Origin of the sequence: Paramicrobacterium humi (genome assembly GCF_900105715.1) — a bacterium.
In the GTDB taxonomy this organism is placed as follows: Bacteria; Actinomycetota; Actinomycetes; order Actinomycetales; family Microbacteriaceae; genus Paramicrobacterium; species Paramicrobacterium humi.
Genome location: NZ_FNRY01000001.1, coordinates 225,421 through 249,864 on the forward strand (window position 1 = coordinate 225,421; position 24,444 = coordinate 249,864).

Consider the following 24,444-nt stretch of genomic DNA (forward strand, 5'->3'; position numbering starts at 1 on the left):
TAGAGAGGTGTCAGATGAGGGGCATCATTCTCGCGGGCGGCTCAGGAACCCGGCTGCATCCGCTCACCCTCGGTGTGTCGAAACAGCTCATGCCCGTCTACGACAAGCCGATGATCTACTACCCGCTGTGCACGCTCATGAACGCGGGAATCAGGGACATCCTGCTCATCACGACGCCGCACGACATCGAGCAGTTCCAGCGGCTTCTCGGCGACGGCTCGCAATTCGGCGTCTCATTGTCGTACGTGACGCAGCCGGAGCCGAACGGCCTCGCTCAAGCGTTCGTGCTGGGCAAGGACTTCATCGGCGACGACCACGTCGCTCTCATTCTGGGCGACAACCTGTTCTACGGCAGCGGGCTCGGCGAGCAGCTGACGACCTTCACCGAGGTCGACGGGGCCGCCGTCTTCGCCTACTGGGTCTCCGATCCGCGCGCGTACGGCGTCGTCGAGTTCGACGCCACGGGGCACGCCGTCTCGATCGAGGAGAAGCCCGAGTTCCCCAAGAGCCACTTCGCCGTGCCCGGCCTCTACTTCTACGACAACGACGTCGTCGCCATCGCGGAGAACCTCGAACCGTCGTCACGCGGCGAGTACGAGATCACGGACGTGAACGCGGCGTACCTGAGGGCGGGGAAGCTGCACGTCGGTGTGCTCCCCCGCGGCTCGGCCTGGCTCGACACGGGAACGATCGACGCGTTGAGCGAGGCGGGTGAATTCGTGCGGGCGATCGAGCGGCGGCAGGGCCTCAAGATCGGTTCCCCCGAGGAAGTCGCATGGCGGCGCGGATTCATCTCGAACACGGAACTGCACGATCAGGCGGTGCGACTGGTCAAATCCGGCTACGGCAACTACCTGCTGGAACTGCTCGAGCGTGAGGTGGTGGCGATATGACCCGATTGCTAGTGACCGGAGGCGCCGGCTTCATCGGCTCGAACTTCGTGCACCACGTCATTCGCAACACCGACTACTCGGTGACGGTTCTCGACGCGCTCACCTACGCAGGAAACATCGCGTCGCTTGACGGGCTGCCGATGGACCGCTTCGCGTTCGTGCACGGCAGCATCGGCGACGCCGAGCTCGTCGACTCCCTGGTCGCCGCCGCGGACGCGGTGGTGCACTTCGCTGCGGAGACGCACAACGACAACTCGCTGAGCGACCCGTCACCGTTCCTGACCACGAACCTGCTCGGCACGTTCACGCTGCTCGAGACGTGCCGGCGCCGCAACGTGCGGTTCCACCACGTCTCGACCGACGAGGTGTTCGGCGACCTCGCCCTCGACGACGCCGACCGGTTCACGGAGACCACGCCGTACAACCCCTCGAGCCCCTACTCCTCGACGAAGGCCGGCTCGGACCTGCTCGTGCGCGCCTGGGTGCGCAGCTTCGGCCTCGATGCCACGATCAGCAACTGCTCGAACAACTACGGGCCCTTTCAGCACGTGGAGAAGTTCATCCCCCGACAGGTCACGAACGTGCTCAGCGGCATCCGACCCAAGCTCTATGGCGACGGACTGAACGTGCGCGACTGGATTCACGCCGACGACCACTCGTCGGCCGTGCTCGCGGTCCTGGAGCACGGCCGCAGCGGCGAGACGTATCTCATCGGCGCGGACGGCGAGCGCTCGAACAAGGACGTGATCGAGTGGGTGCTCGAGCTGCTCGGGCATCCCCGTGACGCGTACGACCACGTCGCCGATCGTCCGGGACACGACCGCCGCTACGCGATCGACCCGACGAAGCTGCGCGACGAGCTGGGCTGGCGGCCGCGCTTCGTCGATTTCGAGGCGGGTCTCGCGGCGACGATCCAGTGGTATCAGGACAATCGCACCTGGTGGGAGCCCACCAAGGATGCGACCGAGCTGCGGTACGCCGCACAGAGCCGATAGGCGGAACCGTGACCGAACAGCTGACGGTGTCGCACAGCCCGATTCCCGACCTGCTCGTCATCGAGCTCCCCGTTCACGGGGATGCCCGCGGCTGGTTCAAGGAGAACTGGCAGCGGGAGGCGATGCTGGCCGCCGGGCTGCCCGACTTCGGCCCGGTGCAGAACAACATCTCGTACAACGCGGAGCCCGGAACGACGCGGGGCATGCACGCCGAACCGTGGGACAAGCTCGTGTCGGTCGCGAGTGGGCGCATCTTCGGCGCGTGGGTCGATCTGCGGGAGGGCCCGAGCTTCGGGCGAGTGTTCACGCTTGAGCTCGGGCCCGATCGTGCCGTGTTCGTTCCGCGCGGCGTCGCCAACGGCTACCAGACGCTCGAGGCGGGAACGGCGTACAGCTATCTCGTCAACGACCACTGGTCGCCCGAGGCGGCGTACACGTTCCTCAACGTCGCGGGTGACACGACGCGGATCGCCTGGCCGATTCCACTCGAGCGCGCCGTTCTGTCGGACAAGGACCGGCAGCATCCGGCGCTGGAGATGGTCTCCCCTGTTCCCCCGCGGGCCACTCTCGTCACGGGAGCCGGCGGGCAGCTCGGACGCGCCCTGCGCCGTGTGTTCCCGCGCGCCGACTTCGTCGCGCGCGACGATCTCGACGTCACCGCGCCCGATCAGCTCGCGCGCGTCCCCTGGCGACAGTACGACACGATCATCAACGCCGCCGCCTACACGAAGGTCGATGAGGCGGAGACTCCCGATGGCCGGAGCAGCGCGTGGGCGGCGAACGCCGAGGCCGTCGCGAGCCTCGCGCGAGTCGCCGCGCAGCACCGGCTGACTCTCGTGCACGTGTCGAGCGACTACGTCTTCGACGGGACACGCAGCGTGCACACCGAGGACGAGCCGTTCAGCCCGCTCGGCGCATATGGCCAGTCGAAGGCCGCGGGCGACATTGCGGCGCGCACGGCGCCGCACCACTTCATCGTGCGCACGAGCTGGGTCATCGGCGACGGCAGCAACTTCGTGCGCACGATCCGGGACATGGCGAGGAACGGGCTCTCACCGTCGGTCGTCGACGACCAGTACGGGCGACTGACGTTCGCGGAGGATCTCGCCCGCGGCATCCGTCATCTGCTGGATTCGCGGGCGCCATGGGGCACCTACAACATCACCAACGCGGGCCCCGTGCAGTCGTGGGCGGGCATCGCCGCGCAGGTGTTCGAGGCGTGCGGACGAGACGGCGGGGACGTCCGACGCGTCACGACGGACGAGTACGGCCACGCGCGGGCCATCGCGCCGCGGCCGGCGAACAGCACGCTCGACACGCGCAAGATCGAGAGTGTCGGGTTCACGCCCCGTTACGCGATCGACGCGCTGCACGCGTATCTCGCTGCCCTCGAGGAGGCGGAGCAGCGCGCCCGGCCGCACGCGGAGGAGCGCTGGTACGTGCCCGTGATCTGAGCGAGTCAGCCGGTCGGCTCGGGAGTGGCCGGGGCCACGGCGGCTGCGACGAGATCGCGGATGTGCGGGAAGTCGGGGTTGTCGGGATCCGGCACGGTGGGCGGGGTGAGCTCGAGGTTCTCGACCTTCTGCGTGCGCGTCTTCATCGCGAGGTCGCTGAAGTAGCCGAGCATCGACTGCGGCACGTCGGTCTTGACGACCTGGCTGCCCGCTTCGGCGATGGCCTGGAACTTCGTGAGCACGTTGCCCGGCGTGAACTGTTTGAGGATCGCCTCCTGCAGCTCCCGCTGGCGGCGCATGCGATCCCAGTCGCTCGTGGAGTGCCGGGAGCGCGCGTACCACTCGGCGTGGTAGCCGTCGAGTTTCTGCTTGCCTGGTTCGATCCAGCCGTCGACACCGTTGAGGTTCTCGTCTCCGCCGATCGGCAGGCGCTGCTTGACGTCGATCTCGACTCCGCCGAGGGCGTCGACGAGTTGCGCGAATCCCGCCATGTCGATGAGCGCATAGAACTGCACGGTGAGGCCCGTGACGCCTTCGACGGCGTCGCGCGTCGCCTCGATGCCCGGGGAGCTGCTGCGCCCCTCGGCATCCGGATACCAGTCGGGGTGCACGAGCTGAGCCTCCGTATAGACGGAGTTGAGCTTGCACGCGCTCACGTCGCAGTGCTCGTAGCCGTTCGGGTACGCGTCGTGGAAGGGCCCGTCGGAGAAGGGAACGTGCAGCATGTCGCGCGGCAGGCCGATCATGACGGCCTTGCCCGTCGAGGCCTCGATGCTCATGACGGAGATGCTGTCGGGGCGGAGCCCCTCGCGGTCCTCCCCCGCGTCGCCGCCGAGCAGGAGGATGTTGTAGCGACCGTCGACGGGAGCGACGGGGGCCGAGTTTCCGAAGATCGACGACAGCGCGCCGTTCGCTACGCCCGCGTAGTACGCGGCGCAGCTCGCCGTGCCGACCGAGAGGACGAGGAAGAACACGGTCGCCGCCGCGATCCAGAAGCGCGCGCCGGGCGCCGCCTTCAGCACGTGAACGAGCCGGAACGTGTCGATCGTGAGCACGAGCCAGAGCACGGCGTAGGCGACGAGCAGCACCTGAAGGCCGAGCAGGAACCACGTCTGCGCGATGAGGCTGATGAGGGCGGTGCGCATGAAGAAGAACAGGAGAAGCCCGACGATCGCGATCGTCCAGGTCACGAGGGTGGCGCCGAGGCCGAAGCGGCCGAGACGGCGGTTGCCGGCGAGGACCTGCGCGGAGCCCGGAATCAGGAAGTTGAGCACCACGAGCCACCACGCCCGCCGCGTCATCAGCGGCGACGACGCGGTATCGGGGTATCTGATCGGGTTGGCGATCAGTGACGTCATAGAGAGTTCTTGAGCTTCTCGTTCTTGACCTCGACCTGGGCGGCGAGATCGGCGGCATAGTCTTCGAGCTTCTTCTGCAGCCCGGTGTCGGAGGTGGCGAGGATCTTCGCGGCGATCAGCCCGGCGTTCTTGGCGCCGCCGATCGAGACGGTGGCGACGGGAACGCCGCCGGGCATCTGCACGATCGACAGCAGCGAGTCGAGGCCGTCGAGCGTAGCGAGCGGAACGGGAACGCCGACGACGGGAAGCGTCGTGACGGCGGCGAGCATGCCGGGAAGGTGCGCGGCGCCGCCGGCGCCCGCGATGATCACCTTGAGTCCGCGTGCGGCGGCGTCCCGGCCGTACGCGATCATCTTCTCGGGCGTCCGGTGGGCGCTGACGACCTCGACTTCGTGGTCGATGCCGAAGTCGCTGAGCAGCTGACTCGCGTCGCTCATGACGCGCCAGTCGGAGTCGCTGCCCATGACGACGCCGACGAGCGGACGCTCGGAATCGTGATGTGGCATGCGGATAATCTATGCGCTGCCGCTGGGAGAAGCCCGCTACGGCACGCTTTGAAACTCAGATTCGTCTGGCCAGCCACAGATACTCGCCGGCCCTTGCGTCGGAGCTCAGCAGGGTTAGCACATTGGAGGTTCATAGATGCCTCCCAACGTGTACCCAATACTGGCGATACCGGTCGAGCGGTATGTTTTTCTATCCTTACCGAGGCGGAACGGATCCGCCTTAAATAGCAACTTGGGGGATTCACAAAGTGAAGCTTTCGCGCACTCGAAAATGGGTGCTTCCTGCAGCTCTCGCGACAGCCATCGCGACAGGAGCGGCGACACTGCTGCCAGCCTCATCGGCGACAGCGGCGACCTATAACTTCACCCTGCCGCCGGTGACAGACACCTTCGTGGACTACCAGTACCAGGATGCGTCGCTCACTTCGGTACCGAGCAAGAGCGAAACCCTGACGTTCCTGCTTCCCGAAAAGGCAACAGGAGACGACTATCGGCTCATGTTCATGTCTGTCGATGATGCGGCAAACGAGCAGATCGTCTCCTCATTCGACTCCGCATCACGCGTTCTAACCGTCACACTCCCGGCAAACTTTTTCGAGAACTTCCCTCTTGAAGACGGCTGGGACGCTTATACGTTCCGGATCGACTCTTATGACGGCGAGGACTACTCAACCAGCTTCTCAGGCGACATTTTCCCCACAGAGGGCTCCGGAGCTGCAGCGACGATTGATTTGGCGATCGCGAATGCCACGGGAACCAGCACGTCGGAATCACGGGTCGATGAAACGGCCAAGTTTGTCGGCTCAAACGACACGATAAAGATCAAGGCTCCGGCCGGGTTCTGGAAAAAGTCATCGACTGGCAGCACCTACGCGTACCTCATGAGTAACAGCGGCAACATCGAAGACGACCGCTTCACGGACACCGTTGTGTCAAGCAAGGGTGACCTGCTCACTGTGTCACTTCCCCAGGACCTCAAGTCCGGCGGGCTGTACGAGCTTGAGGCGAGCGTCTATGACATGGCGACCAACAAGAGCGTCTTCGTCAACGTGCGGTTTTCGCTCGAGGTGAAGAAGTCGGCGTTCAACCGTCTGTATGGAGCTGATCGCTTCGACACGAGTGTCAGCCTTTCACGCCACGCGCACAACTTCTCTGAAGAGGGAAAGACCCGGCGCGTGTACGTCGCTACCGGGTTCGACTATCCGGACGCTCTTAGCGCGGCTGCACTCGCCGGCTCCGATGACGCTCCCCTCCTCCTGGTCGAAAAGGGAAAAATTCCGGCTTCGGTGAAGAAGGAACTGCTTCGTCAGTGGCCCGATGAGATTGTCGTCGTCGGGGGCACCGGTGTCATCTCCGCGACAGTTCAGAAGCAGCTGGGACAGTACGCCCCAAAGGTGACCCGCGTCACTGGCGCGGACCGCTATGCGACTTCCCAGGGCCTCGCCAAGCGCTTCGCAAAGGCGGACACTGCGTTCATCGCGACCGGTCGCGACTTCCCCGACGCACTGGCGGCAGGAGCTGCCGCGGGGTCGATCGATGCCCCCGTCGTGCTCGTCGACGGTGCTAAGAAGTCCGTCACTGCTTCCACTTCACAGTTGCTCAAGAGCCTGAAGGTGAAGAATGTTGTCGTCGCGGGCGGAACAGGAGTCGTCAGCTCGGGTATATCCGCGCAGCTTCAGAAGGCTGGCTACAAGGTGAGCCGTCTCTCCGGGGCAGACCGCTACGCGACGGCGAACGCGATCAATGCGAAGTACTTCAGCAAGGCGAAGTCGGCATACATTGCGACCGGGCTGAGTTTCGCTGACGCTCTGGCGGGCAGCGCTACCGCCGGCGCGAAGGATGCACCGCTGTTCGTGACTCGACCGACCTGCATGCCCTCGAGCGTGAAGAGCACGATCACGAAGCAGAAGCCGAGTGAGATCTTCGTCCTCGGTGGCCCGACCGTCGTGTCGAACGCAGCGGGAATCTTGACGAGCTGCAAGTAGTCAGTTCACAAAAAGGGCGCCTCTCGACTCCGGTCGAGAGGCGCCCTTACCGCTGGGAGAAGCCCGCTACGCCACGCTTTGAAACTCAGATTCGTCTGCGCTTTGCTTCTGACGCGTCGTGCGGATGCGGAAGACGATCCACACGGCGAGGCCAGCGAGCACACCCGCGATGACGACGTACTTGAGGATGTCGGCGTAGGTCTCGACGATGTGCCAGTTCTCGCCGAGCAGGTAGCCGGCGGCGATGAACGCCGCATTCCAGATCGCACTGCCCGCCGCCGTGAGCAGCGTGAACGTCACCAGGTTCATGCGCTCGATTCCGGCGGGGATCGAGATGAGGCTGCGGAAGATCGGCAGCATCCGGCCGAAGAAGATCGCCTTCTTCCCGTGCTTCACGAACCACGCCTCGGCGCTCTCGACTTCGCTCAGCTTCACGAGCGGACGACGCGGAATCGACCGGAATCAGCCGTTCGACTGAGCTTCGCGCGCCCGCCGGCCAATCGTGACGCAGCAGCGGTTCGGCGCCGGATCGAGCACGACGTCGAGCTCGCCGGGCGCGAGCGACTCGGCGAAGCCGCACAGCAGGTCGTGATTCATGCCGCACACGAGTCCCGTGTGCGCTTGCGCGAGATCGTGGAACGGGCAGTTCGCCATGACGATGCGCTGCCCTTCCCAGCGCGGCTCGTAGCCTTGCGAGCGCAGCACCGCGCGCGCGATCTCGAGCGCGTCGTCGGCGTCGGCGGCATCCGTGTCCCGAGCGAGCGCCGCACCGGCATCCGTCGCGACACGGCCAAGGGTCTTGCTCACCGCCTCACCCGTGCGCGCCGATTCGGTGATCGCCTGCGCCATGAGCTTGCCGGCGAGCGCGTAGTCGCGATCGGGCAGCGAGACCGCGATCTCGCGGTCGGAGCGCCGGTACAGCTTCGAGCTGCGCCCGGCGCCCGGCCCCGTGCGTCCGCTCGTGCGCGCGTACGAGGACTCGAGCAGCCCCTCCTGCTCGAGCCGGTCGAGGTGGAACTTCGCTGTGTGCACGGCGGCGCCCACCGCCTCGGCGGCCTGCTCGCGGCTGACCGGGTGCGGTTGAGCGCACACGTACAGGTACAGCGCCCGCCGGGTGGGCTCGGCGAGCGCGCTCACTCCCTCGATGTCGCGAGCGAGCTCCTTGTCCCCTTCGAGGTCTGACATGGTCACCTTCTTGGACGGACACCTTGACGGTGCGTGGCAACGGTTCTAACGTTAGTAATTGTATCCGTTAGAAGGGTGTAGCGCCATGACTCTCTCCACCGCAGTACCCGCGACTCTTCCCGATCTTGACGCGGCGGCCGAGCACGCGCGCGGATTCCTCACGGCCCTCGGCGTCGACTGCGACGCGCCGGGCCTGCAGCGCAGCCCCCTGCGCATGGCCAAGGCGTACCTCGAGATGCTCTCCTCCGACCCCTTCTCGATGACGACGTTCCCCAACGACGAGGACTACGCCGAGCTCGTCATCGTGCGCTCCATCCCCGTCCGCTCGCTGTGCGAGCACCATTTGCTGCCGTTCACCGGTGTCGCCCACGTCGGCTACCTGCCCGGCGAGCGCATCCTCGGCCTGTCGAAGTTCGCGCGCGTGGTCGAGGAGTTCACCCACCGGCCCCAGACGCAAGAGCGTCTGACCCGTCAGATCGTCGACCGACTGGATGCCGCTCTCGATGCGCGCGGCGTCGGCGCCGTCATCGAGGCCGAGCACAGCTGCATGACCCTGCGCGGCGTGCGCGCACCCGGCGCGACAACCCGCACGAGCGCCTTCACCGGCGCTCTCGCCGAGCCCGCCGGGCGCGCCGACTTCCTCGCCGCCCTCGCCGATTGACCCCGCTCCCTCACCGAAAGAAGCCGCCATGTCCACTCACGGAACCGTCGTCGTCGGCGCCGGACTCGCCGCCGCCCACACTGTCGAAACCCTCCGCTCGCTCGACTACGCCGACCCCATCACCCTCATCGGCGACGAAGTCGACCGCCCCTACGAGCGCCCCGGCCTCTCCAAGGAGTTCCTGAAGGGCGAGACGGATGCCGCGAGCCTCTTCGTGCACGAGCCGACCTGGTACGCCGACCACGATGTCGCCACGCGCTTCGGCACGACCGTCACGGGCCTCGACCTCGCCCACAGCGCCGTCACCGTCGACTCCGGCGACAACATCCGCTACGACTCCCTCGTTCTCGCGACCGGCTCCTCGCCCAGGTCGCTGCCCATCCCGGGCACCGACCTCGACGGCGTGGTCTCGCTGCGACGCATCGCCGACAGCGAGGCCATCCGCTCCGCATTCGGACCCGGAAAGCGCATCGTGCTCATCGGCGCGGGCTGGATCGGCCTCGAGGTCGCCTCCGCCGCCGTGCAGGCCGGCTGCACCGTCACGGTGCTCGAATACGCGCCGCTGCCCCTGCAGCGCGTGCTCGGCGACGAGCTCGCGCGCTACATCGACCGCGTCCACAAGGCGCACGGCGTCGATCTGCGCACAAACGTGTCTGTCACGGGCATCGAGGGACGCGACGGCCGCGCCACGGGCGTGACGACCGCCGACGGAACCGTGCCGGCCGACCTCGTCGTGATGGGCGTCGGCGCGGCTCCCAACACGCAGCTCGCGGCATCCGCCGGTCTCGATGTCGACGGCGGCATCCACGTCGACGAGCACTTGCGCACCGCGAACCCGAATGTGTTGGCGACCGGCGACGTCGCGCTCGCCTACAACACGCTCCTCGGTCGGGCGCTTCGCGTGGAGCACTGGGACAACGCGATCCGGCTCGGGAAGCTCGCCGCACAGTCGATCGTCGGCACGGGAGAGGTCTATGACTGGCAGCCGTACTTCTACACCGACCAGTTCGACTTCGGCATGGAGTACGTCGGGCACGGCAGCTCCGACGATGACGTGCACATCCGCGGCGACCTCGACGCGGGCGAGTTCATCGCGTTCTGGACGAGCGGCGGCCGCGTGACCGCCGCCATGAACGTCAACATCTGGGACGTCAACGAGACGCTGCGCGGCATCGTCGGCCGGGAGGTTCCGTCGTCGCGACTGACCGACACGTCGATTCCGCTCGAGGAGCTCGCCGGCTGAATCTCGTTCCGCACTCGAGAGCGGCGGGCAGCTCTCCCCATCGGCAGCGGGCACGCGCCTTGGTACGGTGGCGTGGATGCTCGACCTGAACCTTTCCCACGCCTCAGCGGACGCCTCCCCCGCCAACCCGCTCGAGGTGCTGGCGTTCATCGTCACCGACGGAACGTACCTGTTCGGCCTCGTGCTCATTGCCGTCTTGCTCGTCGGCCTCGGCTACCCGGCGATCAGGGCGCTGCGCGGCGACTGGCGATCATGGGTGCTCGCGCCGCGGGTCATCACCCTTCCGATCACGTGGCTGTCGTCACGCCACACGTGGCCGTACATGCTGCTGTGCCCGGCCGTCGCGATCGTGTTCGCGCTCCCGACGATCTACTTCGAAGCCGCCGGCGACGAAGCGCTGCGCCAGCTGTGGTGGAGGCTCCCGCTGTTCTGGGGTCCGTGGCTTCTGACAGTCGTCTCCTTGGTGTGGTGGCCGCGATTCGCCACACCGCGCTGGAACCGCGAGTGGGAGAAGCGACGCGAGACCGATCCGATGGCCATCCCGTTCACCGACGAGGAGATCGAGTCGATCACACGGATGCCGCAGGGCAAACGCCGCCGACGCCTCGAGCGCAACGTGAACGCGTGCATGCTCTACGCGCGCGGTGCGGAGAACGCGTGGGTTCCCCCGTGGCAGGACGTGAAGCTCGCCGACACCGAGGCACCCGACCACGACCTCGACGGCCGCGACGCGCGCTAGGCGCTCGTCGCTCACAGCGCCGCGTGGGGTCCCGCTTTCCACAGAAGGCGTCGACCGACCGCGGTGCACCTCATCGATGCGCTGTACTCGAACGCATGGATGAGGCGACGCTCACGCGACCGAGGACGGCCTCGACGATTTCATATCGCCTAACTTATGCTAGGTCTTATGAAATCGTCAGCTCCGCTTCTCGCACCGATTCTGCGCTCAGACACGCAGGGCCGAATGTTGGCTGCGCTCATGATGAGCCCTGACGTCGAACTCTCTCTGACGGAGCTGGCGCAGAGGAGCAACGCCGCCGTGCCCACGATCCTTCGGGACGTCGATCGATTGGTCTCGGGCGGCTACCTCGAAGACCGGCGGATAGGAAGATCCCGCCTCATCCGAGCGAACACAGCTCACCCGCTATTCCACCCGCTTCGAGAGATCGTGCTCTATGGATACGGGCCTGAAGTCGTACTCGCGCAGCTTCTCGAAGATGTCGCCGACGTCCAAGACGCGTACATCTACGGATCGTGGGCGGCACGGGCCAACGGGGTTCCGGGCCACGACCCGCAGGACATCGACGTACTCGTCATCGGCCACGCTGACAATGGCGCGCTCTACGATCTGGCCAAACGCGCAACGGATGCCGTGGGCAAGGAAGTCAATGTGCGTCAAGTTTCCCAGGAGCGCTGGGAATCGGGTAACGACGGGTTCATGACGACCGTTCGTTCTCGGCCGCTCATCCGAGTACTGGAGCCGCCACAGTGATCCGCCGATGGGAACAGGGACGCTCCCAGATCGAGGGCCTCCTGCAGAGGCGGGAACTCGAGCGCGTTCACGCCGACAGTGACCTCGCGAGCGTCCACCTCGACCAGGCCCGAGACCACCTCGCCGGCGCCCATCTCGTTTCCGACCGCGATCCCGTCGGCAGCTTCCAGCTTGCGTATGACGCAGCGCGCAAGGCGCTTGCTGGAGTACTCATCCACCAGGGGCTTCGGCCCACATCGAGAGGTGGACATCGAGCTGTTGAGGACGCACTGCGTGCACAGCTTGATCCTCCACTCGGGCGGCTCATTGATCGCTTCGGCTGGATGCGGTCGGTACGCAACGCGTCCGAGTACCCGAGTTTCGACGAACCGATCGCAGACCGCGTGGACGCCTCCACCGCGCGAAGTTACGCCTCGGAGCTCATCGACCTGGCGGAACGCCTCATTCGAGAAATGCCGGTCTACTGACAATTCTCGACAACCATGCCAGAGGGCAGCGTGACCTGCGTGCAGCTGCCGAGAACCCGAGTCATCTGCGCCTGCTCCGCGACGCGCGCTAGGCACTCGTCGCTCACAGCGCCGCGCGGGTTCCCGCTTTCCACAGAAGGCGTCGACCTACCGCTGGCGCGTCATCGATGCGCTGTACTCGAACGCATGGATGAGGCGACGCTCACGCGACCGAGGACGGTCTCGACGATTTCATATAGCCTCACTCCTGCTCGGCGGATCGAAAGCGTGCGCTACGCGGCCCGCCAGCGGAGCCGGCTGTCGCTGCTGGTGGTCTTGCACACCATCGGCGTGCCCTTCTTGGTGACTCCTGTCGCTCCGGCCGTCGAGCAGAACGAGCCAGGGTGGACGACCGACGGGTTCGCGGGAGGAGCAGGCTTCGGCGCGGGTGGTGCGGGCTTGGGCGCGGGAGGCGCAGGCTTGGGAGCGGGAGGCGCAGGCTTGGGAGCGGGCGGCGCAGGCTTGGGCGCGGGCGGTGCGGGCTTGGGCGCAACCGGAGCGAACGGTGAGGTGAAAGACCGTTGATCCTGGCAATTGGACAGGACCGAAGCGATCTGCGTCTTCTCAGCGGCTGTCACCCAGAGCTTGTAGGTCGCCTTGACGGAGACCTGCCGCGCGACATATTCGCAGCGGAACGACTTGTTCGGCGGCAACCACGACGCGGCATCGCTCGCGCCTTTCTGGGCGTTTGTCGGTCCGTCCACCGCCATGAGGTTCATCGGATCGTTCGCCAACGCCACGCGCTGGTCCTGCGACAGCTGCTGCGCACCCTTCTGCCAGGCATCCATGAGAGCGACGACGTGGTCGATCTGGACGGCTCGCGAGGTGTCGACTCCGCGCGTGAAGTCGATCGTCTTCCCGGTGTACGGATCGCTGAGCATACCGGTGATCACCTTGCACGGACCGGAGAGGGTCGATGCCGAAAGGTCGCGGGCGAGGATGTCGTTTCTCGTGTCGCAGCCGTTGCGGTCGACGTCGAGCCACGCCGTGCCGAACTTGCCGGCTCTGTCGTAGCCGGTCTTCGGTGCACGCCCCTTGACAGCGAGGGTGTCGAGAAGAGCGAGAGCGTTGACGTCTGTCGCAGCAGCGTCGGCGACCGGAACACTCGGAGCGGCCGTCGGAGAGACCACAGTCTCAGGGTCGAGCGGCGTCTCGTCGTCGACCGGCTCAACCGTCGGGGTCGGCGTCGACGACGCGGCTTCGCTGCTCGTCGCGGTGACGGTCGGCGTTGGTGCGGCGACGGGATCGCTGTCGGGGTTCTCGGCCCCGTATACGCCGCCGCCGATCAGCGTGACGACGAGGGCCGCTGCGGTCACGCCGGCGGCGACCGGCCGGCTCGGCACAGCCGCCCACGTGCGGCGCCCCGTGGCGAGCGCGTACGTGCCGGTGATCAGCGCGATCAGGCCGACGATGACGAGGAAGCCTCCCACTCCGGCGCTGAGTCCCAACAGGGCGACGATCGCGAGGATGCCGCCGACGATCCAGCTCTTCAGGGAATTGCGGGGCCGGGGTTTCGGGTGGTTCGGTTGTGTCACAGGAGGCTCCTTCCCGCCGTACCGTATCGCGCTGCTCGATACGGCCAGGGACGAAGTGCCCTCCTTTGGGGTAGCTGTGAGTCTCTTCCTTCCGCGGGCCGCTCAGTCTTGGAAGTAGGAGGCCGCCTCGCGCGCCTCGAAGACGGTGTCGTCGAGGTTGTCGCCGACGGAGTTCACGTGGCCGATCTTGCGGCCGGGGCGCGGCTCCTTGCCGTAGTAGTGCACCTTCACGGTGGGGTGCTTGTCGAGTGCGGCGGGATAGCGGTCGGGAACGGTGCCGTGCTCGGGGCCGCCGAGGATGTTGATCATGACTGTGCAGTTGTCGCGCAGTCCCGTCGCGCCGAGCGGAAGGTCGAGAACGGCTCGCAAGTGCTGCTCGAACTGGCTCGTTGTGGACCCGTCCTGCGACCAGTGGCCCGAGTTGTGCGGGCGCATCGCGAGCTCGTTGATGAGCAGACGGTCATCGTTCGTCTCGAACAGCTCGACCGCGAACGCCCCCGTCACGCCGAGCCCCTCGGCGACGTCGACGGCGATCTGCGCCGCGACCTCGGCGACACGCCCCGCGGACTGCGGCGCGGGAGCGAAGACCTCGGCGCACACGCCGTCCTTCTGCACTGTCTCGACGACGGGCCACACGGCGAGCGCTCCCGAGGGGCGGCGGGCAGCCATCTGCGCGAGCTCGCGACGGAAGCCCACGAGCTCCTCGACGAGAAGCGCACCGCCACGACCGTCTTCGTCGAGCGTGCCGAACCAGTCGGCGGCCTCGTGGGCGGCCGAGACGACGCGCACTCCCTTGCCGTCGTAGCCGCCGCGCGGCGTCTTCACGACAGCGCGGCCCTTGTGCGCGTCGAGGAAGTCCTGCAGCTCCCCCTCGTTCTCCACCGCCGCCCAATCGGGAACCGGAAGGCCGAGCTCGGTGAGCTTCTGTCGCATGAGCAGCTTGTCCTGCGCGTACTGCAGGGCATCGGGTCCGGGGTGCACGGCGATGCCGGCATCCACAAGCGCGTGGAGCACCGACTGCGGCACGTGCTCGTGGTCGAACGTGACGACGTCGACGCCCTTCGCGAACGCCATGACGGTGTCGAGGTCGCGGTAGTCGCCGACCTGGGTCGCGGCGAGGGATGCCGCCATGCCCTCCTGCTCGGCGAGCACCCGGATCTCGAGTCCGAGGTTGATGGCGGGCGGAATCATCATGCGGGCCAGCTGGCCGCCTCCGATAACACCGACTACGGGCATGCGCAAAGCTCCTGTCGTCTCGGCGAGATTCCCAGTCTGCCGGGAACCGTGTTCGCTAAACTGCGAACTCCTCTATCTTCTCGCATGGACAGGATCGCCGCATGACGCCGTCTCGCGCCGCCGGGCTTCGCGCCCTGCTGGTGCAGCTCGTTCGGTTCGGCCTCGTCGGCGCTGCCGGCTTCGCCGTGGACATCGTCGTGTTCAACGCGCTCCGCCTGACCGTGCTCTCCCCCGAGGTCATCGCCGCCGGTCCGCTCCTTGCGAAGACCGTGTCCACGAGCCTCGCGATCCTCACCAACTGGGTGGGCAACCGCTTCTGGACGTTCTCGCGGCAGCGTCAGGCGAACACCGTCCGCGAAGGCGCCGAGTTCTTCGCCGTGAGCGTCGCGGGAATGGGCATCGGACTCGCCTGCCTGTGGGTCTCGCACTATGTGCTCGGCTACACGAGCGTGCTCGCCGACAACATCGCGTCGAACGTCATCGGCCTCGCCCTCGGGGCGGCGTTCCGGTTCAGCCTCTACCGACTGTGGGTGTTCGCCCCGAGCAGGGCGGCCGGCTGGCGGCATCCGGAACCCGACGGAATTCAGAGCATGGAGGTCTCGTCGCGCGAGGCCGAGCCGGCCGCGTAGGCGCCGTAGCCGATCTGGCCCTGCGCGCGTTCGATGAGATCGTGCAGAACGGCCTGCACCTGGTTCGCGCCCGGGATGTCCTTGAGCAGGATGGGCTTGTCGACGCCCGAGGTGATGACGATGTCGCCCGAGCGGAACAGCGCCTGCAGCGGGCCGCGCTTGACGGTCACGGTGTAGCCGCGGGAGTGCAGCACCTCCTGGCGGGTGCGCACGAAGAAGCCCTGCCGCACGATCACTCGCCGTGTCGTGAGGGTGTACCGGTGGTTGAGCCACATGAGGTACGGCAGCAGCACGAGGAGCACGATGACGGCGACCCCGCCGACGAGCACGAGCGTGCTGATCCACTGCTCGCGGAACGTGCCGTAGAGGTACGAGACGGCGCCGACGGATGCCAGAAGCACGACGACCGGCAGAATCAGCACGCGCCCGTGACGGCGCAAGCGCGCGACGACGCGCTCGGCGATCGGCTCGCCCGTGGTGTTCTGCATGGCACTATTGTGCCGCACGTCGCCGAGAGCAGCGTGTCAGCGCGCCGCCCGCCGCGCACGCGCTGCCGCCACGAGATCCTTTACCTAGCGCGGCTCGAACGGCCTCGACTTTGACCGTATCGCCGCTTCGATCGCTTCCTGCTGAGAAGCAAAAACACTGCGATCGCTTTCATCTGCGGAATCAGCGGGATAGACGACGAACAGGGTGCCGTCAAGCTTCTGCGACTTCCACAGTTTCGAATGAGGACTGCCGTGGGGTTTAGCCCGCTCGGGGCCGAACTTGTGGACGAGAGCTCTCACGCCCTTGAGGTTCTTCGCTCCGTCGACGCGTTCAACAAGCACAACGTCCGCGGAATCCGTCTCATCAGAGGTCTCCGAGCCCGTCTGCGTCCCGCTCGACGCGACACGGGGCACGCGGCTGCGAACCTCAGCAGCCTCCTCCAGCCGGCCCGAGCTTTCCAGCAGCTTTGCCTGCAAAGCGAGTGCGCGCGCGACGACGGCTGTTTCATCAATCACGAGCCACCTCCCGGCTTCGTTGATCTAGGCCTAGTGTAGGCATCGAGTGCAGAGATGGCGAGCGCCTTGTCCTCGTCGTTGTTGTACTCGCTCGAGGTCAGTTGTTCAAGAACATCGAGCCCGCGGTCCACGAGCCCTGGATTTCCCCCATAGACGAGGTTGATCGCTGTGAGGTACCGGTGGTAGTTCTCCGTTCGCCTGGCGTCGCTCGACACGGTCCTGACCTGCCTGCTCAGGAAGTACCAGGACGCGGCAGAAACGGCAGCCGCGATGAGCGCGGCCACGAACGCCCCGTCCCACGGCACGCCGAACAGCGTGACATCGGCGGCGTCGAAAGCTCTCACGAGGCCGAGATTACCGCGACAGCCGTCAGGGGGCCGCGAGTTATCCCCAGCACTTCAGCCGCGGACCGCGTCGCGAGACAGGTGCTTGCCTCAGGCCAGGCGAACGTGCGTCACGTCGCCGGCCGAGATGCTCGTGAGCTGCGCCCGGCCGTCGGCCTGCACGTTCAAGCGGCCGTCGGCGTCGATGCCGCGAGCCACGCCCTCGAGGACCGTGTCGCCTGGAAGCTGCACCCGCACCCGGCGGCCGAGCGTGTCGCACGCCGCGCTCACGTCGGCGAGGATGCCGCTCGACCGCGCGTCGCCCCCGGCGTGCGTGAACCGCTCGTACAGCCCCCGCAGCTCGCGGAGGTAGCGCGCGAGCACCTCGTCGACGCTGTACGTGCGGCGGCACTCGATCGCGAGCGAGGTCGCCGTCTCGACCGGCAGCTGCTCGCGCGTCATGCCCGTGTTGAGGCCCGCCCCCACGACGACAGAGAGGTCGGTCACGAGCTCGCTCAGCACCCCGCACACCTTGAGCCCGTGCACGAGCACGTCGTTCGGCCACTTGAGAGCCGCGTCAGCGGCGCGCATTCCCGCGTCGGCGAGCAGCCACCTGACGGTTCGCGTCATCGCGAGGCCGCCGATGAGCGGAATCCAGCCGAGCCGGTCGATCGGCACCCCCGGGCGCAGCAGAACCGAGATCGCGAGGGCCGAGCCGGGCGGCGCCGTCCACGGCCGGCCGAGGCGGCCTCGCCCTGCGGTCTGCGCATCCGTGACGATGACAGAGAAGTCGGGCCAGGCGTCCGGATCCGCGACGGCAGCGGCGACGAGCTCCGCGTTCGTCGACGGCGAGCTCTCGCGCCAGTCCACGCGAGGCGCGACGCGGCCGCTCTCGTCAAGCAGAGGTGTGCTCATTGCTCAAGACTAGAACGACGGATGCCGCGAGGCGGCGCCTCGCGGCATCCATCGTTGCCGAATCCGACGAACGACGCGGTTTCGGCTTGTCGCAAAGCTCCAAGGGGGTCCGCGTGCATGCGCGGGATAGGCTGAACCAGTGACTGAAGATGTGAGCCAGAACGACGGCGACCAGCCCGACCTGCACACGACGGCGGGAAAGCTCGCCGACCTCAAGCGCCGCTATCACGAAGCCGTGACCGCATCCGGTGAGGCTGCGATCGTCAAGCAGCACGCCAAGGGCAAGATGACCGCGCGCGAGCGCATCGAGAAGCTGCTGGACCACGGCAGCTTCGTCGAGCTCGACGAGTTCGTGCGCCACCGCACGCACGCGTTCGGCATGGAGAAGAAGCGCCCCTACGGCGACTCGGTCGTCACGGGAACCGGCACGATCGGCGGTCGCCAGGTCGCCGTGTACGCGCAGGACTTCACGATCTTCGGCGGCTCGCTCGGCGAAGTCGCGGGCGAGAAGATCATCAAGGTCATGGACCACGCGATCAAGTGCGGCGTGCCGATCATCGGCATTCTCGACTCGGGCGGCGCGCGCATCCAGGAGGGCGTCGTCGCTCTCGGCAAGTACGGCGAGATCTTCCGCCGCAACACCGAGGCCTCTGGCGTCATCCCGCAGATCTCCATCGTCATGGGTCCAGCGGCCGGCGGCGCCGTGTACTCCCCCGCGCTCACCGACTTCGTCATCATGGTCGACAAGACGAGCCAGATGTTCGTCACGGGCCCCGACGTCATCAAGACCGTCACGGGCGAGGACGTCGGCATGGAGGAGCTCGGCGGCGCTCTCACCCACAACACGCGCTCGGGCGTCGCGCACTACCTCGCAAGCGACGAGGACGACGCGCTCGACTACGCGCGCACGCTCATCGGCTTCCTGCCCGACAACAACCTCGCGGAGCTGCCGCACTACGCGGCCGAGTTCGATCTCGAGACGACGGATGCCGATCGCAAGCTCAACACGATCATCCCCGACTCGCCGAACCAGCCGTACGACATCAACACGGTCATCGAGCACATCGTCGACGACGGCGAGTTCCTCGAGATCCAGCCGCTGTTCGCGCCGAACATCGTGATCGGGTTCGCGCGCATCGAGGGCACCTCCGTCGGCATCATCGCCAACCAGCCGAACGCCATGGCCGGCACCCTCAACATCGAGGCAGGCGAGAAGGCGAGCCGCTTCGTGCGGTTCTGCGACGCGTTCTCGATCCCGATCCTCACGCTCGTCGACGTGCCCGGCTACCTCCCCGGCACCGACCAGGAGTGGACGGGCGTCATCCGCCGCGGCGCGAAGCTCCTGTACGCGTACGCCGAGGCGACGGTTCCGCTCGTCACGGTGATCCTGCGCAAGGCGTACGGCGGCGCCTACATCGTCATGGGCTCGAAGCAGCTCGGCGCCGACATCAACCTCGCGTGGCCCACGGCCGAGATCGCCGTCATGGGCGGTCAGGGCGCCGTGAACATCCTCTACCGCGGTGAGATCAAGAAGGCGGAGGAGAACGGCGAGGACGTCGCCGCCGTGCGCACCCGCCTCGCGAACGAGTACACCTACAACGTGGCGAGCCCGTTCCTCGCGGCCGAGCGCGGCGAGCTCGACGGCGTCATCGAACCCGCGGCGACGCGCGTGTCGGTGGCGAAGGCGTTCCGCTCCCTCAAGGGCAAGCGCGCGAGCCTGCCGCCCAAGAAGCACGGAAACATCCCGCTCTGATGGCTCCCGGACGACACGCCTCCCCCTCGGTCGACGGGGAGAAGAGCCACCCGGACGACGCGTTCCGCATCGTCCGCGGCAGCCCGAGCGATGAGGAGATCGCGGCGATCAGCACCGTGATCGCCGCCGCCGTGGCGGAGATCAGGGCGGATGCCGTGACCGAGGAATCGCCGACGACGACGGCGTGGGCGCGTTCCCAGCGCCCCATTCGCACGCCCCTGACACCCGGTCCGGGCCGGTGGCGAAACTTCTCCGCGAATCCGGCACAATAGACGTGGGCAATGCCCACTTGGGGGGACATTCGTGTCCCCCAAAATGCCGACTAGCGTCGGTTGCCCAACCCCATGAGAATAGTTATTGCTAGGTGGCACTCTCAGAGTTACACCATCAGCCAGTCGCCCACTAGGGAATGCGGCGACTGGTTTGGGGGCGGATGAGAACGATATTCGGGTTGTCGTTGTCATCCGGGGCTTGAGGGGGACCGGAATTAGGGAGCCGGTCCCCCTTTCCTCATGTCTGGGCGGGTTTCGAACCGGATGCCGCTGCGATCACGCGTCGCGGGGAATCTCGAGCCACAAGTCGACGTCGTCCTCCGGGTCGTCCGAACCGGGCGGCGGTGCGCTGAGCCCCACCACGGTCACGGCCACAGTTGTCGTCTCGGGCGCCGTGCGCACGATGATGCGGTCGGACTCCGCCGAATCGAGCGCCTCCGCGACGACGCTGAGCACCCGCTCGCGCTGATCGTCGTCGAGTTCGTCGATCGTGCCCTCGTCGAGCAGCTGCACGACGGCGCCGCGCCGCCGGGCGGCGAGCACCGCCTGCCGCACCCGGGGGTCGAGCAGCGCGCGTCCGCGGATCTCGTCGCGCAGCCGCGCCTCGAGCAGCCGCGCCTCCTCGCGCTCCGCCGTCGTGAGCGAACCGTCGGCGAGCACCACGTCGCGCAGCAGCGGCCCCGCGATGCGGCTCGCGGTCTCGAGCCGCGCGCGGCGCTCCGAGCGGTGCGCGTGCTGCGCCGCCTCCCAGCGCACGGCCTCCCGCTCGGCGAGAACCAGCTGCTCGGCGTCCGCCGCGGCGCGCTGCAGCGTGCGCGTCATGACGTCGGCGAGAACGACCCACGCGATCGCTCCCGTCACGCCGATCTGCGCGGAGCCGAGCACGCCGCACCAGACGATCGAGTAGACGACGAGGAACAGCGTTCCCGCGGCCGCCTCGACCCGCTTGCGGCGCACCATGAGGATCGTCATGAGCGTGCCGACCGCGTTCGTGTGCCACGTCGCGTAGCCGTTCTCCGCTGTCGCGTCGAGCTGGCTCGTCACGATGAGGGTGATGACGACAGCGCACGACACGGCGAGCGTCGACGCCCACAGCGGCATCCCCTTCCCGCCGAAGGGCAGCAGCGTCATCGCCGTGACGGCGGCGTAGATCATGAGCGCGATGACGACGGGCACGGGGTCCACGGGGATGCCGAGCGTCAGGATGCCGCGCACGATGTGGTAGGCGGAGAACGCCGCGGCCAGGGCAATGAGACTCGATCGGGAGAAGCCGCTCATGCGCCGCTGCCCTCCCGCTGCTCGGCGGGATCCCAGCGCAGCACGATGCGCGTGCCGTCTCCGGGAATGCTCTGCACGTCCGCCCTGCCGCCCACCGTCGTCATGCGCTCGCTGATCGACACGCGCAAGCCGAGTCGGTCGTGGGGAACGGATGCCGGTTCGAAGCCGACGCCGTCATCGTGCACTTCGACCGTCGGCACTCCCCCGGCGCTCGAGACCGAGACGGTGCGCGCGACGCGGGAGGCCTCGTCCGGGCCGAGAGCCGACCCGTCGGCGTGCTGCACGCTGTTCACCATCGCCTGCACGGCCGCGAGCCCCATCGCGTTCGCCACGTGCTGCGGAAGCACGACTCCCGCTTCCGCCGTGCTCTGCACCGTGAACTCGCGTTCCATCATGCGCGCGGCGATCGCCAGCCGGCTCGCCATCTCGCGCAGCGTCACGGTCGTCTCACCGGGGTCGGGGTCCGCGCCCGACGCGCGCAGCTCATCGAGCGCTCGCTGCGCCATGACGACGGCGGCGCGCTCGCCCTCGGCGCCCTCGGCGCGTTCCGCGGCCTGCAGCGCCGCGAGCACGTTGTCGTGCACGAGCGCGTCGACCTCGACGCGCTCCGCTTCGACGGCGTGCGCGCGCACCGCGCGGTCGTAGCGCTCGAGCGCGGCATCCCGTGCCGTGTCGACGCGCCGTGCCGCCTGCCGGAACAGCACGGCGAGCACGACGATGATCATTCCGAAGATGATGCCGTACACGGCGTCGAGCAGACCGATGTGCGGATTGAGCACTCCGGTCGGGGTGAGCGATCGCACGACGCCGAACAGCACGGGAGCGGCGATCGTGTACGCGACGGCCCAGGCCGGGGTGTAGACGACGGCCGCGCACGCCGTCGCGAGCGTGAGCAGGTACCACACCCATGGCTCCCCGGCCGCTCCGCCGAACGCGAAGCCGCTGTAGAACGGCCAGATCACGAGCGCGAGCAGGTAGACGATCGTGAAGACGACGCTCGTCACGCGCACGCCGCGCTGCACCGCGGACGCGACGGCGACGGCGATCATGGGCACGAAGACGAACAGCCGGTAGGCGATCACCGCCCAGCCGGCGATGCCCTCCTCGGGCATGAGCGCGAAGGCGAACGCCTGCGCGCCGAAGATGAGCACGGCGATGCCGAGAACCCGGGCCATGAGCTGCTCGACGCGCGTGCTCGTGAACACGCGCGTGCCCGGCCGGGCCGCATCGGGGTGACCGGGAGGCGCTTGCGCGGACTGCTCAGTCGGCATCCGTTCCGCCCGGATTGAGCTCAGGCAGGATGCCGTCCTCGACGGCGCGTCGCAACAGGTCCACCTTCGTCGGCGCGGGCCGACCGACCTCGACGTACTTGCGCCGCACCCGGTCGAGGTGCTGCTTCACCGTCGACGGCGCGACGCCGAGCTGGCTCGCGACCTGCTTCATGGGCAGCCCGGACGCGTACAGGTGCAGCACGTCGCGCTCGCGACGACCGAGCTGCACGGCGGCGAACTCGCTGTCCGCCTCGATCGCGCTCGCCCACTCGAGGTTGTTGAGCACGCCGCCGGAGGCGACCTGCTCGATCGCCGAGATCACCTCGTTCGTGGGCGCCGATTTCGGGATGACGCCGGCGGCGCCAGCGGCGAGCGCCTGCCTCACGAGCGAGACGCGGTCGGCGATGCTGTGGATGAGCACCGCGGCGCCCGTGCCCTGCACGCGCGTGACGTTGGCGGTGACGTCGGTGCCGTCGCCGAGCGACAGGTCGAGGACGACGAGGGCGACCGGGTCGGATCCTTCCGCGGCGGCAAGATAGGCGGCGACGCTCGAGACGCTGTGCGCGACCTCGAGACCCGCGTTCGTGCACGCGGCCTCGAGCCCCAGTCGCACGGACTCATGATCATCGATGATCGCCACTCGCACCATGGTTCACATGCTATCGGCAAACCGGCGCGCGCCAGGCGGCGCCGCGAGCCGTCAGCCGCGCGCGACGGGGACGAAGCTCGCGACGGCCTCGAGATGGTGCGTGTTGGGGAACAGGTCGAAGGCGCGCAGTCCCGTGAGGGCGTAGCCGGCCTCGGCGAGCGACCCGGTGTCGCGGCTGAGCGCGACGGGGTCGCACGCGACGTACACGATCTGCGCCGGAGCGAGCTCGGCGAGCTGCGCGACGACCTGTGTGCCCGCGCCGGAGCGCGGCGGGTCGAGCACGACTGTCGCGTCCCGCAGGGCTCGACGCTCGGCGGCGTCCACGGTCTTCACCAGGCGCTGCAGGTAGCGGTCTACGCGAGCCGTCTCGGCCGAGGCGTTCGCCCACTCGGCGAGGTTCTCACGCGCGTGACCCGTCGCCGCGCGATCCGCCTCGACGCTCGTGATGCGCGCGCTCGCGCCGACCGCGTCGCCGAACGCGGCCGCGAGCAGGCCGACGCCGCCGTACAGGTCGAGGTTCGGCGCCTCCGCTGCGACGCGCGCGAGGTCGATGGCGTCCTTCACCGCGCGCGAGAGGGTCGCGGCGGCGTCCTTGTGCACTTGCCAGAAGCCCGTCGCCTCGAGCGTGAAGTCGCGGTCGCCGACGCGCTCGACGATCGGCGACCGCGACTCGCCTGCGGCAAGCGCGAAGGCGTCTCCCGTGCTCGGGGCGACCACGTCAACGGATGCCGCTGACACTCGCGCGCAGAGCGGCGCCGCCTTCACGAGGCGCGGCAGCGCGAGCGGCAGCTCGGCGACGGGAATGACTCGGTGCGAGCGTGCCGCGTACGGTCCGACGGCGCCTGCGTCGTCGACGTGCAGCCGCACCCGCGTGCGCCACCCCGTGCCCCGCGCGTCGTCGTCGCCGGGCATCGCCTCGACAGTGAAGGCGGGCGGCTCGATGCGGCCGAACCGGCCGAGCGCGGCGGCGAGCACCTGGCGTTTGAGCTCGCGCTGGTGCGCGAGCTCAATGTGCCCGAACTCGGCGCCTCCCGCGCGCTCATCGGGGTCGCGGTCGATCGACGCGGCCTCCCACACGTGCTCGCGCCGCTGCGGGGAGGCCTCGAGCACCTCGAGGGTCTCGGCGCGCCAGAACGACTTCTTCGCCTCCGTGACGCGCGCCCGCACCTTCTCCCCCGGGATCGCGTCGGCGACGAACACGACGCGGCCCTCGTGGCGGGCGACGAAGACGCCGCCGTGGGCTACGTTTGTGACGTCGAGCTCAAGGACCTGCTCCGAGTCGTGCGCTGCCATGCTCCGAG

The 24,444-nt window shown here is 67.8% G+C and carries 25 protein-coding genes and 1 pseudogene; 12 read left to right on the top strand and 14 right to left on the bottom strand.

The genetic code is table 11. The features are described from left to right. Nucleotides 1-14 precede the first annotated feature (14 nt). The 3 genes from rfbA to BLV49_RS01130 are packed head-to-tail and all read left to right on the top strand — an operon-like array spanning nt 15 to nt 3,342. Nucleotides 15-893 carry a glucose-1-phosphate thymidylyltransferase RfbA gene (rfbA, locus tag BLV49_RS01120; RefSeq protein WP_091179001.1) on the top strand — a complete coding sequence of 293 codons (879 nt, stop codon included), beginning with the start codon at nt 15-17 and terminating at the stop codon, nt 891-893. Continuing rightward, nucleotides 890-1,888, top strand: coding sequence for a dTDP-glucose 4,6-dehydratase (rfbB, locus tag BLV49_RS01125; protein ID WP_091179003.1), 999 nt, complete (start codon nt 890-892; stop codon nt 1,886-1,888). Before rfbA ends, rfbB begins: the two co-directional genes overlap by 4 nt. A gap of 8 nt (nt 1,889-1,896) precedes the next feature. Beyond that, the gene (locus BLV49_RS01130) at nt 1,897-3,342 is read left to right on the top strand and encodes a sugar nucleotide-binding protein (RefSeq protein ID WP_218132579.1); all 1,446 of its coding nucleotides are present in this window, start codon (nt 1,897-1,899) and stop codon (nt 3,340-3,342) included. A 5-nt stretch (nt 3,343-3,347) separates the two neighbouring features. Here BLV49_RS01130 and BLV49_RS01135 read toward each other — a convergent pair whose 3' ends face one another. Together BLV49_RS01135 and purE are read right to left on the bottom strand one after the other, a co-directional pair. Further along, the gene (locus tag BLV49_RS01135; protein WP_245723488.1) at nt 3,348-4,700 is read right to left on the bottom strand and encodes an LCP family glycopolymer transferase; all 1,353 of its coding nucleotides are present in this window, start codon (nt 4,698-4,700) and stop codon (nt 3,348-3,350) included. Next, nucleotides 4,697-5,206: a 5-(carboxyamino)imidazole ribonucleotide mutase gene (gene purE / locus BLV49_RS01140; protein ID WP_245723489.1), complete on the bottom strand. Its 510-nt coding sequence runs from the start codon at nt 5,204-5,206 to the stop codon at nt 4,697-4,699. Before purE ends, BLV49_RS01135 begins: the two co-directional genes overlap by 4 nt. Nucleotides 5,207-5,454: 248 nt before the next feature. On the opposite strand from purE, the gene BLV49_RS01145 reads away from it, so the two are divergent. Further along, nucleotides 5,455-7,191 carry a cell wall-binding repeat-containing protein gene (locus BLV49_RS01145; RefSeq protein WP_176980684.1) on the top strand — a complete coding sequence of 579 codons (1,737 nt, stop codon included), beginning with the start codon at nt 5,455-5,457 and terminating at the stop codon, nt 7,189-7,191. A 66-nt stretch (nt 7,192-7,257) separates the two neighbouring features. Here the strand turns inward: BLV49_RS01145 and BLV49_RS01150 are convergent, their stop codons facing one another. After that, on the bottom strand, nt 7,258-7,626 hold the full coding sequence (locus tag BLV49_RS01150) for a DedA family protein (protein ID WP_245723490.1): 369 nt from the start codon (nt 7,624-7,626) through the stop codon (nt 7,258-7,260). Between the two features lie 27 nt (nt 7,627-7,653). Next, a complete protein-coding gene (locus BLV49_RS01155) occupies nt 7,654-8,376 on the bottom strand; it encodes a helix-turn-helix transcriptional regulator (protein ID WP_091179009.1) in 723 nt (240 codons plus the stop codon). A gap of 85 nt (nt 8,377-8,461) precedes the next feature. Here BLV49_RS01155 and folE point away from each other — a divergent pair, with 85 nt between their 5' ends. The 5 genes from folE to BLV49_RS01180 all read left to right on the top strand — a co-directional run bounded on the left by folE (nt 8,462) and on the right by BLV49_RS01180 (nt 12,239). Continuing rightward, nucleotides 8,462-9,037 (top strand): GTP cyclohydrolase I, encoded by a 576-nt coding sequence (gene folE / locus BLV49_RS01160; protein WP_091179010.1) that lies wholly within the window; start codon nt 8,462-8,464, stop codon nt 9,035-9,037. Between the two features lie 28 nt (nt 9,038-9,065). Continuing rightward, nucleotides 9,066-10,280 carry an NAD(P)/FAD-dependent oxidoreductase gene (locus tag BLV49_RS01165; RefSeq protein WP_091179012.1) on the top strand — a complete coding sequence of 405 codons (1,215 nt, stop codon included), beginning with the start codon at nt 9,066-9,068 and terminating at the stop codon, nt 10,278-10,280. Between the two features lie 76 nt (nt 10,281-10,356). Continuing rightward, nucleotides 10,357-11,019 carry a hypothetical protein gene (locus tag BLV49_RS01170; RefSeq protein WP_091179013.1) on the top strand — a complete coding sequence of 221 codons (663 nt, stop codon included), beginning with the start codon at nt 10,357-10,359 and terminating at the stop codon, nt 11,017-11,019. Between the two features lie 300 nt (nt 11,020-11,319). Beyond that, nucleotides 11,320-11,772 (top strand): ArsR family transcriptional regulator, encoded by a 453-nt coding sequence (locus tag BLV49_RS01175; protein ID WP_218132580.1) that lies wholly within the window; start codon nt 11,320-11,322, stop codon nt 11,770-11,772. Then, a complete protein-coding gene (locus BLV49_RS01180) occupies nt 11,769-12,239 on the top strand; it encodes a HEPN domain-containing protein (protein WP_091179015.1) in 471 nt (156 codons plus the stop codon). Before BLV49_RS01175 ends, BLV49_RS01180 begins: the two co-directional genes overlap by 4 nt. Nucleotides 12,240-12,511: 272 nt before the next feature. Here the strand turns inward: BLV49_RS01180 and BLV49_RS16785 are convergent, their stop codons facing one another. Both BLV49_RS16785 and BLV49_RS01190 read right to left on the bottom strand, forming a co-directional pair. After that, entirely contained in the window at nt 12,512-13,813 is a 1,302-nt protein-coding gene (locus BLV49_RS16785) for an HNH endonuclease family protein (protein ID WP_245723491.1), read from the bottom strand. A 102-nt stretch (nt 13,814-13,915) separates the two neighbouring features. Next, a pseudogene (locus BLV49_RS01190) lies at nt 13,916-15,058 on the bottom strand (5-(carboxyamino)imidazole ribonucleotide synthase); the annotation flags it as partial. A 92-nt stretch (nt 15,059-15,150) separates the two neighbouring features. Here BLV49_RS01190 and BLV49_RS01195 point away from each other — a divergent pair. Further along, the gene (locus BLV49_RS01195) at nt 15,151-15,678 is read left to right on the top strand and encodes a GtrA family protein (protein ID WP_091179018.1); all 528 of its coding nucleotides are present in this window, start codon (nt 15,151-15,153) and stop codon (nt 15,676-15,678) included. On the opposite strand, the gene BLV49_RS01200 is transcribed toward BLV49_RS01195, so the two are convergent. From BLV49_RS01200 to BLV49_RS01215, 4 genes are all read right to left on the bottom strand, one after another. Next, nucleotides 15,633-16,166 (bottom strand): PH domain-containing protein, encoded by a 534-nt coding sequence (locus BLV49_RS01200; RefSeq protein WP_091179021.1) that lies wholly within the window; start codon nt 16,164-16,166, stop codon nt 15,633-15,635. The two genes, BLV49_RS01195 and BLV49_RS01200, sit on opposite strands and share 46 nt — an antisense overlap. Nucleotides 16,167-16,250: 84 nt before the next feature. Continuing rightward, nucleotides 16,251-16,682, bottom strand: coding sequence for a hypothetical protein (locus BLV49_RS01205; RefSeq protein ID WP_091179023.1), 432 nt, complete (start codon nt 16,680-16,682; stop codon nt 16,251-16,253). Continuing rightward, nucleotides 16,679-17,026, bottom strand: a complete 348-nt coding sequence (locus BLV49_RS01210) for a hypothetical protein (protein ID WP_091179024.1) — start codon at nt 17,024-17,026, stop codon at nt 16,679-16,681. Before BLV49_RS01210 ends, BLV49_RS01205 begins: the two co-directional genes overlap by 4 nt. Before the next feature lie 90 nt (nt 17,027-17,116). Then, entirely contained in the window at nt 17,117-17,920 is an 804-nt protein-coding gene (locus tag BLV49_RS01215) for a biotin--[acetyl-CoA-carboxylase] ligase (RefSeq protein ID WP_091179025.1), read from the bottom strand. A 139-nt stretch (nt 17,921-18,059) separates the two neighbouring features. On the opposite strand from BLV49_RS01215, the gene BLV49_RS01220 reads away from it, so the two are divergent. Together BLV49_RS01220 and BLV49_RS01225 are read left to right on the top strand one after the other, a co-directional pair. After that, nucleotides 18,060-19,673 (top strand): acyl-CoA carboxylase subunit beta, encoded by a 1,614-nt coding sequence (locus BLV49_RS01220; protein WP_245723492.1) that lies wholly within the window; start codon nt 18,060-18,062, stop codon nt 19,671-19,673. Further along, entirely contained in the window at nt 19,673-19,945 is a 273-nt protein-coding gene (locus BLV49_RS01225; RefSeq protein WP_091179027.1) for an acyl-CoA carboxylase subunit epsilon, read from the top strand. Before BLV49_RS01220 ends, BLV49_RS01225 begins: the two co-directional genes overlap by 1 nt. A gap of 276 nt (nt 19,946-20,221) precedes the next feature. On the opposite strand, the gene BLV49_RS01230 is transcribed toward BLV49_RS01225, so the two are convergent. Genes BLV49_RS01230 through BLV49_RS01245 form a run of 4 tightly spaced genes read right to left on the bottom strand, consistent with a single transcriptional unit; the run spans nt 20,222 to nt 24,436 of the window. Further along, nucleotides 20,222-21,223 (bottom strand): DUF8320 family protein, encoded by a 1,002-nt coding sequence (locus BLV49_RS01230; RefSeq protein WP_091179029.1) that lies wholly within the window; start codon nt 21,221-21,223, stop codon nt 20,222-20,224. Beyond that, a complete protein-coding gene (locus tag BLV49_RS01235) occupies nt 21,220-22,494 on the bottom strand; it encodes a sensor histidine kinase (RefSeq protein WP_091179031.1) in 1,275 nt (424 codons plus the stop codon). Before BLV49_RS01235 ends, BLV49_RS01230 begins: the two co-directional genes overlap by 4 nt. Beyond that, a complete protein-coding gene (locus BLV49_RS01240; RefSeq protein ID WP_091179033.1) occupies nt 22,484-23,143 on the bottom strand; it encodes a response regulator transcription factor in 660 nt (219 codons plus the stop codon). Before BLV49_RS01240 ends, BLV49_RS01235 begins: the two co-directional genes overlap by 11 nt. Nucleotides 23,144-23,194: 51 nt before the next feature. Beyond that, nucleotides 23,195-24,436, bottom strand: coding sequence for a class I SAM-dependent RNA methyltransferase (locus BLV49_RS01245; RefSeq protein WP_091179035.1), 1,242 nt, complete (start codon nt 24,434-24,436; stop codon nt 23,195-23,197). Nucleotides 24,437-24,444 lie beyond the last annotated feature (8 nt).